At 65.1% G+C, this 12,327-nt stretch carries 13 protein-coding genes; 3 read left to right on the top strand and 10 right to left on the bottom strand.

Annotated elements, in window-relative coordinates:
* Positions 1-30: 30 nt before the first annotated feature.
* The 6 genes from F813_RS0112665 to F813_RS0112640 all read right to left on the bottom strand — a co-directional run bounded on the left by F813_RS0112665 (position 31) and on the right by F813_RS0112640 (position 4,128).
* Positions 31-669 (bottom strand): uracil-DNA glycosylase, encoded by a 639-nt coding sequence (locus F813_RS0112665; protein ID WP_017926841.1) that lies wholly within the window; start codon positions 667-669, stop codon positions 31-33.
* Complete coding sequence (locus F813_RS0112660; protein WP_017926840.1) at positions 659-1,135, bottom strand: CYTH domain-containing protein; 477 nt, start codon at positions 1,133-1,135, stop codon at positions 659-661. The genes F813_RS0112665 and F813_RS0112660 overlap by 11 nt, the downstream gene beginning before the upstream one ends.
* Positions 1,136-1,239: 104 nt before the next feature.
* Positions 1,240-2,202, bottom strand: coding sequence for a beta-ketoacyl-ACP synthase III (locus tag F813_RS0112655; protein WP_012982979.1), 963 nt, complete (start codon positions 2,200-2,202; stop codon positions 1,240-1,242).
* Entirely contained in the window at positions 2,199-3,227 is a 1,029-nt protein-coding gene (gene plsX / locus F813_RS0112650) for a phosphate acyltransferase PlsX (protein ID WP_012982980.1), read from the bottom strand. The genes F813_RS0112655 and plsX overlap by 4 nt, the downstream gene beginning before the upstream one ends.
* A 75-nt stretch (positions 3,228-3,302) precedes the next feature.
* Positions 3,303-3,500, bottom strand: coding sequence for a 50S ribosomal protein L32 (gene rpmF / locus F813_RS0112645; RefSeq protein ID WP_012982981.1), 198 nt, complete (start codon positions 3,498-3,500; stop codon positions 3,303-3,305).
* A gap of 106 nt (positions 3,501-3,606) precedes the next feature.
* Positions 3,607-4,128 carry a DUF177 domain-containing protein gene (locus F813_RS0112640; RefSeq protein WP_012982982.1) on the bottom strand — a complete coding sequence of 174 codons (522 nt, stop codon included), beginning with the start codon at positions 4,126-4,128 and terminating at the stop codon, positions 3,607-3,609.
* 131 nt (positions 4,129-4,259) lie between these two features.
* On the opposite strand from F813_RS0112640, the gene F813_RS0112635 reads away from it, so the two are divergent.
* The 3 genes from F813_RS0112635 to F813_RS0112625 are packed head-to-tail and all read left to right on the top strand — an operon-like array spanning position 4,260 to position 8,132.
* The gene (locus F813_RS0112635) at positions 4,260-5,678 is read left to right on the top strand and encodes an acetyl-CoA carboxylase biotin carboxylase subunit (RefSeq protein WP_012982983.1); all 1,419 of its coding nucleotides are present in this window, start codon (positions 4,260-4,262) and stop codon (positions 5,676-5,678) included.
* A gap of 26 nt (positions 5,679-5,704) precedes the next feature.
* Entirely contained in the window at positions 5,705-7,531 is a 1,827-nt protein-coding gene (oadA, locus tag F813_RS0112630) for a sodium-extruding oxaloacetate decarboxylase subunit alpha (protein WP_012982984.1), read from the top strand.
* A 4-nt stretch (positions 7,532-7,535) separates the two neighbouring features.
* The gene (locus tag F813_RS0112625) at positions 7,536-8,132 is read left to right on the top strand and encodes a nucleoside triphosphate pyrophosphatase (protein ID WP_026148288.1); all 597 of its coding nucleotides are present in this window, start codon (positions 7,536-7,538) and stop codon (positions 8,130-8,132) included.
* On the opposite strand, the gene F813_RS0112620 is transcribed toward F813_RS0112625, so the two are convergent.
* From F813_RS0112620 to F813_RS0112605, 4 genes are all read right to left on the bottom strand, one after another.
* Positions 8,133-8,507: a metalloregulator ArsR/SmtB family transcription factor gene (locus F813_RS0112620; RefSeq protein WP_012982986.1), complete on the bottom strand. Its 375-nt coding sequence runs from the start codon at positions 8,505-8,507 to the stop codon at positions 8,133-8,135.
* A gap of 109 nt (positions 8,508-8,616) precedes the next feature.
* Positions 8,617-9,384, bottom strand: coding sequence for an ankyrin repeat domain-containing protein (locus F813_RS0112615; protein WP_012982987.1), 768 nt, complete (start codon positions 9,382-9,384; stop codon positions 8,617-8,619).
* A 70-nt stretch (positions 9,385-9,454) separates the two neighbouring features.
* Positions 9,455-10,519 (bottom strand): multicopper oxidase domain-containing protein, encoded by a 1,065-nt coding sequence (locus F813_RS0112610; RefSeq protein ID WP_012982988.1) that lies wholly within the window; start codon positions 10,517-10,519, stop codon positions 9,455-9,457.
* Positions 10,520-10,562: 43 nt separating this feature from the next.
* A complete protein-coding gene (locus F813_RS0112605) occupies positions 10,563-11,573 on the bottom strand; it encodes a multicopper oxidase domain-containing protein (protein WP_026148287.1) in 1,011 nt (336 codons plus the stop codon).
* Positions 11,574-12,327 lie beyond the last annotated feature (754 nt).

The raw sequence follows: 12,327 nt of genomic DNA, 5'->3' as shown, positions 1-12,327 counted from the left end.
CATCACGGGCAGCCGGACCAAACGGCTTTTCTACTCGAGGTAGGTACGAATGCGGGCGAAGAGTTCGCCGAACATGGCCGGGGTGAGGCGGCGGGTCTGGGTGTTGTAGCGCGAGCAGTGGTAGGAATCGATCAGCCGCATGCCGTCCAGCGCATGCTCGGCGCCGTGGGCAAAACGCAGGCTGGAGAGCGGCAGACCCCGGGCCCGCAGCACCGCGTCATGGGCGATCTTGCCGAGCGCCAGGATCACTTGGGGCTGCACCGCATCCATCTCGGATGCGAGGAAGCCGTTACAGGTGCGGATTTCCTCGGTGGTCGGCTTGTTCTGCGGCGGCAGGCAATTGACCGCATTGGTGATCCGGCAGTCCAGCAGTTGCAGCCCGTCGTCCGCACTCACGCTCTCGGGTGCGGTCGCAAAGCCGTACTGGTGCAGGGTCTCGTAGAGCAGCACCCCGGCGTAGTCCCCGGTGAAGGGGCGCCCCGTGGCGTTGGCCCCGTGCATCCCGGGGGCCAGCCCGACGATCAGCAGCCGCGCATCCAGTGGCCCAAACGATGCCACGGGCGCGGCGTGGTAGTCCGGGTGCTTCGCCCGCACGTCGTCCAGGAAGCCCGCCAGGCGCGGACAGCGCCGGCAGTGCGGATCGAACACCGGAAACGACTCAGCTTGCATCGGGCCAGTCGCGGTAGGGATTCCGGGCCAGCTCGGTGTTGTAGTAGCGCGGGTCGTGCGAGACCTCCTCGCCCAGCCACTCGGGCCGCGGGAACTCGGCATCGCTTGCGGGTAGTTCCAGCTCGGCCACGATCAGGCCGGTATTGGCGCCCTCGAACACGTCGATCTCGTATTCCCAGCCGTCGACGTCCACCCAGTAGCGTGTCTTCTCGACCTGCGGGCCGGCGAGGGTGTCGAGCAGGCGGTGCGCCTCTTCGACCGGGATCGCGTACTGGTACTCGTCGCGTTCGACACCGAGGGTCGCGCTCTTGATGTTCAGGTTCGCGCCCTCCTCGTCCACGCGTACGCGGATCGAGGCGCGGTCGTTGCCGCACAGATAGCCCTGGCGCATGCGCTGCGAGCGCGCCACGTGGCGGCGCCAGGCATCACTGGCCAGCAGAAACTTGCGTTCGATCTCGCGACCCATGTCGTCGACTCCCGTCTTTCGGCGAACCGCTTCGTATCAGGCTTTGGCAGGGGCTTCGCCTGCTAGCAGGCTCCCACAGGAATGGAATCGCGAAGTGGCGCGCGCTACATGCGGATCAGCGCGGAGCCCCAGGTAAAGCCGCCGCCAAAGGCCTCGGTCAGAATCAGGTCGCCCTTCTTGATACGCCCGTCGCGCACGGCGGTATCCAGCGCCAGCGGGATGGACGCGGCGGAGGTGTTGCCGTGCCGGTCGACCGTGACCACGACGTTGTCCATGGACATGTTCAGCTTCTTGGCGGTGGCCTGGATAATGCGGATGTTGGCCTGGTGCGGGACCAGCCAGTCCAGCTCGGACTTGTCGATCCCGTTGTACTCCAGCGTCTCGTCGACGATCTGATCCAGCGTATTGACGGCAACGCGGAAGACCGCGCGGCCCTCCATGCGGATGAACTCGAGATCCGGGTTGTCGCCGGGCTGCGAGACCCCGCCCGGGACCTCCAGCAGGCCCTTGTGGTGGCCATCCGCGTGCAGGTGGGTCGAGATGATGCCCGGGTCCGGCGAGCGCGACAGCACCACCGCGCCGGCACCATCGCCCCACAGGATGCAGTTGCCGCGGTCGGTGTAGTCGGTGATGCGCGAGAGCGTCTCGGCCCCGACGACCAGCACATGCCGGATCTCGTCGCTCTGCATGAAGCGATCGGCCGTGGCGAGTGCATAGACAAAACCGGAACACACCGCCTGCACGTCGAAGGCCGGGCAGCCGCCAATCCCCAGCTTGGCCTGCAGGATGCACGCGGTACTGGGAAAGATCTGGTCCGGGGTCGTGGTGGCGACGATGATCAGGTCCAGGTCGGCGGGGCGGATGCCCGCGGCGTCCAGCGCGCGTTCGGCGGCCTTCAGCGCCAGGTCGGAGGTCACCTGATTCTCGGCCACGATGTGGCGCTCGCGAATCCCGGTGCGCTCCTGGATCCAGGCATCCGATGTATCCACCATGGCCTCGAGATCGGCGTTGGTCAGGATGCGCTCGGGCAGGTAGCTCCCGGTCCCGCTGATGCGTGCATGCTTCATTGCGCGTGCTCCTGCCCCAGTAACTGTCCCAGCTGCTTGTCGATGCGGCTGGAGATGTTGGCCTCGGCCTCGACCCGGGCAATGCGGATCGCGTATTCGAATGCCAGGGCATCGGCACTGCCGTGGCTCTTGATCACCACGCCCTGCAACCCCAGCAGCGAGGCCCCGTTGTAACGCCGGTGGTCAAAGCGGTGGCGCAACCGGCGCAGCACGGGCAGCGCGAACAGACCGGCCAGCCGCGAGTACAGCGAGGCGCGGAACTCGGCCTTCATGTTCGTGGAGATCATCTTGGCCACGCCCTCGCTGACCTTCAGCGCCACGTTGCCGACAAAGCCGTCGCAGACCACCACGTCGACATCGCTGCAGTAGACGTCGTTGCCCTCGACGAAGCCGACATAGTTCAGGCTGGATTCCTCCAGCATGCGGCCCGCCTCGCGTACCCGGTCGTTACCCTTGATGGCCTCCGACCCGATATTGAGCAGCCCCACCTTGGGGGCCTCGAGCCCGTCCACCGCATTCGCCAGCACCGAGCCCATGACCGCGAACTGGTACAGGTGTGCCGCCTCGACGTCCACGTTGGCGCCGAGATCCAGCATGTGGGTATGACCGTACAAAGACGGCAGCGCAGTCGCGATCGCCGGACGGTCAATCCCCGGCAGGGTCTTCAGCACATAACGCGCGGTGGCCATCAGCCCGCCGGTGTTACCGGCCGACACGCAGGCCTGGGCCGTGCCTTTCTTGACCTGGTCGATGGCCACCCGCATCGAGGAGTCACGCTTGGTGCGCAGGGCGACGGCCGGCGACTCCTCCATGCCGACCACCTGGCTGGCATGCACGATTTCCACGCGGTCGCGCTCGGTCGCCGTCCATTCGGCAAGACCGGATTCGATCGTCGCCTCGTCCCCCACCAGCAGCAAGCGGAAGTCGTCTGCCACCTTCAGCGAACGGCGGGCAGCCGGGAGCACCACGGGGGCCCCGTGGTCGCCGCCCATCACATCCAGGGCGATGGTGAATTCACGGCTCATGCGCGGGCCCGATTAAACGCGGAAAGGCCACGGTGCAGCCGCAGCCGTGGCCCCAGCAAGGTCATCACGCCGAGCTTAGTCTTCGTCGTCTTCGACTTCGACGTCCTGCTGGATCACCTGACGACCACGGTAAAACCCGTCCGGGGTCACGTGGTGCCGGCGATGGACCTCTCCGGTGGTCGGATCGGTGGACAGGGTCGCGCCCTTCAGCCCGTCGTGGGAGCGGCGCATATCGCGCTTGGAACGGGTCTTGCGGCGTTGTTGCACAGCCATGATGAATCTCCAGATTAATCAAATCCCGCCTGTGCGGGGTTAGCCCGAATCAAAAACGGGCGCAAGTATAGCGTTTCGAGCCGGGCGGCGCCCTGCTCCGCCCGGCCTACCGATCGTTGCCGTGGCTCGAACTGCCCTTTAGCTGCTCGAGCACCGCAAACGGGTTGTCCTCGCGCTGCCCGGGAACAAACTCGGGCTCCACCGCCGGCTCGCAGTCCGCGTGGCGCGGCACCAGCGGCCAGGCCAGCAGCACCTCGTCCTCGGCCCACACGGCCGGGTGCAGCCGTCCGTCGTCCGCGAGTTCGAGGATGTCCTCGTCCGCGCCCAGGCCTTCTACGGAGCCGCCCGCCGGCAGGATCACCGCATCGGTCTCCAGCCGGAATTCCCAGGCCATCGGCTGCAGGCAGCGCTGGCAGGTCTGCCACAGCTCGCCGGTGATCACACCGGTCAGCCGCACCTCGTCCAGCGCCCCGCGCTCCAGCCCGAAACGGACATGGACTCGCAGCGGGTGCTCGGCCAGCGACTCGTCCCGCAGGCGCGGCAGGTCCTCCGCAGACAAATCGCCTTCGAATTCCTGGTGCCGGGCTCGTGGCTGCCACGGGTCGAGAGATACGGGAATACGACTCATAGAACACTCAAATACAAGGGCGCGGAATATACGCGCGCGAGGGCTGTTCTGTCAAAGCGAAACAGAAACTTGCAGCCCTTCGACTGCATGCCGATACTCGGGTTGTCACTGACCTTCCCGGGACCTTCCGTTTGATCCGCAAGCTGCTCATAGCCAACCGGGGCGAGATTGCCGTGCGCCTGATCCGGGCCTGCGCGGAGATGGGAATTACCTCGGTCGCGGTGCATACCGATGCCGACCGCCACGCCCTGCACGTAAAAAAGGCGGACGAGGCCTATGCGATCGGGCCCGACAGCATGGGTGGGTATCTCAGCATCCACCGGCTGATCAGCGTCGCTCGGGCCGCCGGCTGTGATGCCGTGCACCCCGGGTACGGTTTTCTCTCGGAGAACGCGGATTTCGCGGCGGCCTGCGCCGCGCGCGGGCTCATCTGGGTCGGCCCGGACGCCAGCGTGATCCGCCGCATGGGCGACAAGGTGGCCGCGCGACAGGCGATGATCGAGGCCGGGGTACCGGTCACCCCCGGATCGGAGGGCAACCTGGAGACCCTGGAGGCCGCACTGGAAGCCGCCGAGGCCATCGGGTATCCGGTAATGCTCAAGGCCACCAGTGGCGGCGGCGGGCGCGGCATCCGGCTGTGCGAAGACCCGGACGCCCTGCGGCGCAACTTCGACCGCGTGCGCTCGGAGGCCACGCGTGCTTTCGGCAGCACCGAGATCTTCCTGGAAAAGGCCGTGGTCAACCCGCGCCACATCGAGGTCCAGATCCTCGCCGACACCCATGGCAATGCCGTTCACCTGTACGAGCGTGACTGCTCCGTGCAGCGGCGCCATCAGAAACTGATCGAAATCGCCCCTTCACCGCAATTGAACGAGGCACAACGCGAGCGCCTGGGCGCGCTGGCCGTCACGGCCGCACAGACGGTCGGGTACCAGAATGCCGGGACTGTCGAGTTCCTGATGGACGGCGACGATACGTTTTATTTCATGGAGATGAACACGCGTCTTCAAGTAGAACATCCAGCTACCGAGATGATCACGGGAGTGGACATCGTCCAGGAGCAGCTGCGCATCGCCAGTGGCGAACCCCTGCGTTACGACCAGTCGCAGATCTCCCGCCGTGGCTTCGCCATGGAGTTCCGGATCAACGCGGAAGACCCGACCAATGACTTTCTGCCGAGCTTTGGTCGCATTACGCGCTACTTTGCCCCGGGCGGGCCGGGCGTGCGCACCGACGGCGCGATCTACACCGGCTACGAGATCCCGCCGCACTACGATTCGATGTGCGCCAAGCTGATCTGCTGGGCGCTGGAATGGGACGACCTGCTGACGCGCAGCAACCGCGCCCTGCGCGACATGGGCGTATTCGGGGTCAAAACCACCATCCCGTATCACCTGGCGATCGTGAATCACCCGGACTTTCGCCGCGCGGATTTCAATACCGGCTTCATTGCCGAGCACCCTGAACTGACCAATCTTCCGGCCAAGCGCTCCGACCGCCAGCTGGCCGTCGCAATCGCCGCCGCTATCGCCGCCCACCACGGGCTCTAGAAAGTCACTGCCCCACCGGACTAGCCATGGATCGAGTTCACATTACGGATGTCACCCTGCGCGACGGCCACCAAAGCCTGATCGCCACGCGCATGCGCACCGAGGACATGCTGCCGATCTGCGAGCAGATGGACGCGATCGGCTTCCACTCCCTCGAGGCCTGGGGCGGGGCCACGTTCGACGCCTGCGTGCGCTTTCTGAAGGAAGACCCGTGGGAGCGCCTGCACCAGCTCAAGGGCGCACTGCCCAATACCCCGCTGCAGATGCTGCTGCGCGGGCAGAACCTGCTCGGCTACCGCCACTATGCCGACGACGTCGTTCGCGCCTTCGTCGAGCGCTCGGTGGCCGGCGGCATCGACATCATCCGCATCTTCGACGCGATGAACGATGCACGGAACCTGCGCACCGCGATCGAGGCCACACGCAAAGCCGGCGGCCATGCCCAGGGCACGCTGTGCTACACCACCGGACCGGTACACTCCGCCGCCCAGTTCGTCGCCCTCGCCCGCGAGCTGGTGGCAATGGGGGCGCAGAGCATTGCCATCAAGGACATGGCCGGGTTGCTGACCCCCACCGCCACCCGCGAACTGGTGACCGAGCTGGTCGACGCGCTGGATGTCCCGATCCACCTGCATGCCCATGCCACCTCGGGTCTATCCGAGCTGTGCCACTGGCAGGCGATCGAGGCTGGCTGCCGCCACATCGAGACGGCGATCTCCGCCTTCGCCGGGGGCACCAGCCATCCCCCAACGGAAAGCCTGGTCGCGGCCCTGTCCAGCACAGAACACGACACGGGGCTGGATCTCGTGGCCCTGCAGAAAATCGGCCTGTATTTCCACGAGGTGCGCAAGAAGTACCAGCGTTTCGAGAGCGAATACACCGGCGTCGACACCCGCGTGCAGGTGAACCAGGTCCCGGGCGGCATGATCTCCAACCTGGCCAATCAGCTGCGCGACCAGAACGCGCTGGACCGCTTTGATGCCGTGCTGGAGGAAATCCCGCGCGTGCGCGAGGATCTCGGCTACCCGCCCCTGGTCACGCCGACGTCGCAGATCGTCGGGACCCAGGCGGTGATGAACGTACTCGCCGGGGAGCGCTACAAGACCATCACCAACGAGGTGAAGCAGTACCTGACCGGGCACTACGGCCGTGCACCGGGGCCCATCAACCGTGTCATTCAGCGCAAGGCGATCGGCAACGCCGAGGTCATCGACGTGCGCCCGGCGGACCTGCTGAAGCCGGAGATGGACCATCTGACCCGGGAGATCGGCGATTTGGCCCAGGGGCCCGAAGACGTCCTGACCTTCGCGCTGTTTCCCGAGGTCGGCCGGTCCTTCCTCGAGCAACGACGCAACGGCACGCTCGAACCGGAACCATTGAACCTGCCCGAGAACACACAGGCCGGCTGCCCGGCACCGGTGGAGTTCAACGTCACCTTCCACGGGGAGTCGTACCACATCCGCGTGAATGGCAGCGGCCATCACCGCGAGGATACGCGGCCGATGTACGTCACCATCGACGGTATGCCGGAAGATGTCCTGATCGAGACGCTGGACACGATCGACACGGCCGGTGGCGGTGGTGCCGAATCACCGCGCACAGGCAAGAAATCCCGCCGCGCCACCCGCCCGGGCGATGTGACCACGTCCATGCCCGGAACCGTCATCGACGTACTAGTGGCCGAGGGCGACACCGTGGAGGCCGGCCAGCCGGTGCTGGTGCTCGAGGCGATGAAGATGGAGTCCGAGATCGCCGCACCCATCGCCGGCACGGTACGCGCGGTGAACGTGGCCAAAGGTGCGGCCGCCAATCCGGACGATGCCCTGATCGAGATCGATTCTCCCGATGGGTAAGCCCGTGCGCGAGATCGTCCTTGCCTCGACCTCGCCCTATCGCGCCCAGCTATTGCAGCGGCTGCATCTGCCGTTCACGACGGCCGCGCCGCAGGTCGACGAGACGCGGCTTCCGGACGAAGACGCAGCGGCCCTCGTGCGGCGCCTCGCCGAGGCCAAGGCACGAGCGGTCACCGGCGGCACCCACCCGGACGCATTGATCATTGGTTCCGACCAAAGCGCCAGCCATGGGGGCCGTATCCTCGGCAAACCGGGCAATGCCGAGCGCGCACGCGAACAGCTGGCCTCGCTGTCCGGCGGCACGGTCACCTTTCACACCGGGCTGTGCCTGCTGGATGCCTCCAGCGGCGAGGCACGGGTGGAGGACGTTGAATACACCGTCACCTTTCGCCGGCTGTCGGACGCGGAGATTCGAGCCTATGTCGCGCTGGACAATCCCGTGGACTGCGCCGGCAGCTTCAAGTCGGAGGGACTGGGGGTCAGTCTGTTCGAGCGCATGGAGGGTTCGGACCCTACCGCCCTGGTGGGTCTGCCGCTGATCCGCCTATGCCACTGGCTGCGGGAAGCCGGTATTGCCATGCCCCCCACCGAGGAGCGCTGATCAGGTCTCCGGCGAGCGCCGGGAAACCGGAAGATCCAGGTCGGCATCACGCCACATCGCCTGCAGGCGCGCATGATCCTCGCGCAGCGTGCCGTCCACGCGCGAAGCCCCGGCGGTCGATGCCAGTACCTCGCGGGCCCACTCCGGCAATTGCGGGTGCAACCGATAGTAGATCCAGTTGCTTTCGCGTCGGGTCGTCACCACGTCCTGCTGACGCAGCGCGGCCAGATGACGCGAGACCTTCGGCTGCGAGATCTCCAGCGCGGTCATCAGCTCGCATACACAGAGCTCGCACTCCATTTGAATCAGCAGCATCGAACGCAAGCGGGTGTCGTCCGACAGCAAGCTGAAGAAAACGGAGGGGGTCAGAGACATAGCAAATCCACTTCGGCCGATCCGGCCACTATAACTCGGCCTTTAAAGGCAAGATTAGCACGCACGGGCACCCAAGGACCCCAGTGCGTGCGGGTATGCAGCAAAACCATTAGTGATGACGGTGGTGAGGCGGGCGCTGACTGGCGTCGGAGGCTTCCGGGTCACCTGCGCGGTTGTGATGGCACTGCTCGCCCGAGTCTTCGCTGGCCGGAGCGGCATCCAGTAACGCCACGATCCGGTCATACGAGGCCACCGCCTCGTTGCGCGAACGGTAGTGATCATGCGGCCCCTCGTCCGCCCCATGGTCATGCTCGCCGTGGTGACCACCCGCATCTTCTTCCGGCATCGCCAGCGCCAGTTCATGCATGTGCTCGGCCAGGGACACCGGCGTGGTACCGTTGTATCGCACGTGCTGCGGGTCGGCACCCGCGCCCAACAGGGCCTCCACCATGGTGGGATACCCGTAGAGCGTCGCGTAAGCCAGGGCAGTGGTGCCGCGCGGACCCGCCGCATCGACCTCCAGGTCGTCCTCCCGCAACAGGCGCTCCACCACATCCGGCTGTCCGCCGTGCACGGCCTTCATCAGCACCGTCACCCCTTCACGTTCACGGGCATTCACATCGGCACCCGCCTCGATCAGGCGATCCACGATCTCGACATCCCCGGCAACTGCCACCAGCAACGGCGTGAGTTCCCAGGGTCGCTGGGCAACATTGGGGTCAGCCCCCTGGCCAAGCCAGTGCGAGACCTTCTCCTGGTCGCCCGCGACGACCGCCTGCATTAACGCCGCGTCGGCCTCGTCGTTCGCCTGCACTAGCCCCCAGGAAACACCCAGCAGCATGACGACGACCCCGACAAAAGCCTTGGACTTGTTCATGTCCTTCCTCCTGACAGCTGGCATCCGCAGGACCCGGTGACACCCCGGCCCCGCGGACAACCAGTCAGCCCTAACTGATATTGAACCGGCTGCGGATATGCCCGATCGGCCGCAACGTGCCATCCGCGGCGCGGAAATCGAAGAAATCGATATCCACCGGGAAAGATCCCGCTTCCTTCGGCTCGAAGATCAGGTCATAGCGCTCGGCCGCGGTCATCAGGATCTCGCCACCCGCCGGAATGGTTTCGATCTCCGGCAGAGGACGACCATCCTCGGCCACGATCTGGATCGGTCCCAACTCGGCGGGGAAGCGAACCCGCTGTGGCACGTAACCTGCCATGATGTAGCGCAGCAGCACGCGATCCACGCGCGAGGCATTGACCACCACCGAGGGATCCGTCTCGGACAGATCCTCGCCAACACCATTGATGCAGAAGATCTCCGGATTGAAGTCGTTCAGCCCGGCGTCACCCCCGCACAGCGCCGCATCCCACGGCAGGCAGTGCCAGTTCATGTCGATATCATCCACGGCCCAGATCGCCTCGACGGTGTAGCTGGGCCCACCCTCATAGACGGTACCCGGGCCACTGGGCGGATCGACGATCAATGCCCCGTACATGCCCATCTCCGCATGCAGCACCGTATTGGTGTGGCAGTGATAGAAGTACGTCCCGGCCTGCGAGGCGCGCCACTGGTAGGTGTACTCGCCCAGCACATCGAACGAGTAGTGACCTACACCATCGTTGAAGGTGTCCGGCTCGATACCGTGGTGATGAATGGTATGGGGCGCCATCATCGCCATCGCGTTCAGGTGCGTATGCACGATCTGGCCCTGACGCACCCGGATCGGCGGCGAGGGCATGGCACCACCCATGCCGCCGCCACCGCCGCCACCTCCTCCACCGCCCATGCCGCCACCCCCCATGCCATCCATGTTGAAGCCCCAGATCGGGACCTCGACACCATTGATGACCTGGCTGCCCTGCATGAACGTCTGCAAAAAGAACTCCACATCCGGGGTTACTCGATTCGGCGTATTTGGTGCATCGATATGCAGACCACAATTCCCGGTAATACCGGCATCGCAGCCGCCCATGCCACCACCCATACCGCCGCCATCTCGGTTTCTGCTCATCTCTCAAACTCCCTGTTCCGTTCTTGGTCAACGCACGCGCCCCTCAGGGCAGATCGTTCGCGTCGCGGGTCAAATCCGGCTCGTTCGGTGGCGTCTGCCCCATGATGATGGGCGCGTGAGCCCCGTGCGGATAAAGGCCGCCACCGGCGGTCTGCGACATCTCGACATGGCAGTGCATCGGGAAATGCTGGATTTGCTGACTGGAGACCGGGGGATAGGCGTCCGGCGGTGTCTTGAACGGATACACGACCTCGCGCACATCAAGCGGGAACATCGATACCGCGTCCTTGTTCTTGTAAGGCGCGTTGAAGCGTTCGTAGTTAATCACGACCATCTCGACGTGATTGCCGTGAAAGTGCGGCGCATGCACGATGCCGCCGGCATTGAGCATGCGTACATAGGCGGGCTCGCCGTACTGCCCCATGAGTTCGGTGTTGTACTCGTGGGTGTTCTCGTACGCGTTGCCGTTGATCATGAAATAGCGCGGGTTGAACGACTCCGGGTTGATCGAGCCCACGTGGTAATCGCCCAGGTTGCGCACCGCCTGGCCCCAGGCCGGGTCGACGTTACTGAACAGCCACTTGTACTGCCGCACGAACTGCGGGCCGCCCGAAAACGGACGATCGCTGACGCCGGCAGGCATCACCACCAACGCCCCGTGCAGGCCCATGATGCGATTCACGCCGTTGTTCTGGTCGTCGTAATAGAGGTAGGTGCCGGCCGGCGGTGCCGAGAAGCTGAACTCGATCTCGTCGTTGGCGTTGACCGGGTAGCGAACGTTCGTTGCACCCACATGGAACACCACGGGCGTCGACAGCTCGTTCTTCAGTTGAACCGTGATCGTGTCGCCTTCCTGGCACAGCAAGGTCGGCCCCGGCGTGCTGATCCCGCTGCCCTGGACAAACCCGAACATCAGCGCCGTCGTGCCATCAATCATGGTCACGTCACCGCGTCGGGCCGTCAGGTCCACACTCAGTTCGGCCGCATGGGCACGCGGCGACCAAGCCAGCAACCCTGCCGCTCCAGGCACCACCATTCCGGCCGAAAGCGCCATGCCGGCCTTGAGAAAATTCCTACGATGCATACGCGTCGTCCTCCGTTCCTTCGGGGGAAGCGAAAACGCGGGACTGGCAACCGTCTTGTTGATTTTGTTATCCGGATCCGGACCGAGGTCATGGTTCCGTGACGATCGCGGGAACACCGTCGCCCGCCCCCAGTGTCGCGGCGCAACGTTCGTTCCCGGGGGTACTGGGGTCTGTCCGACCCAAGCTTCCCTGTACCCGCTCGCATTTGCGGCCCTTCACCCGCAGAACCGGACAAGGGCCGACCGGAACGGAACATAGACCAAAGTAGGAGTTTTTCCAGTCTTTCTGCGGACCGGTTTCACAAAGTGACATTTTCCAGCCTGCTTTCAGGCCAGGAGGTCAACGGGGACAGGCATTACGCGGGAGACTCCGCCCTTACGGCGGCTTCATTGAATCGGACGGAGGGACCGGATGATCGCTCGCAGGCGCGTTCTGACTTCGGCCGTCGAACCATCGTTTTCGACGGACCCCGAAGCCTCGGGGGCCAGACGTGCGAAAGGGGCCACTCGGACCCCTTTGCAGGATTTGGCGGAGAGTGAGGATTACGCGGCGCTTTGCGCCTCGCCCTTCGGGCCGTCACCTGCGGTGACGTTCGGGTGCCGCTGCGCGTCACCCGTCGAACCATCGTTTTCTATATCTCGGGTTCGAATCCCGATACCTCGGGGGCCAGACGTGCGAAAGGGGCCACTCGGACCCCTTTGCAGGATTTGGCGGAGAGTGAGG

The sequence above is a fragment of the Thioalkalivibrio sp. HL-Eb18 genome (genome assembly GCF_000364985.1).
Lineage (GTDB): Bacteria > Pseudomonadota > Gammaproteobacteria > Ectothiorhodospirales > Ectothiorhodospiraceae > Thioalkalivibrio.
Note: the sequence above shows the minus strand (reverse complement) of the source record. Positions and strands in the feature narration are given on the sequence as shown.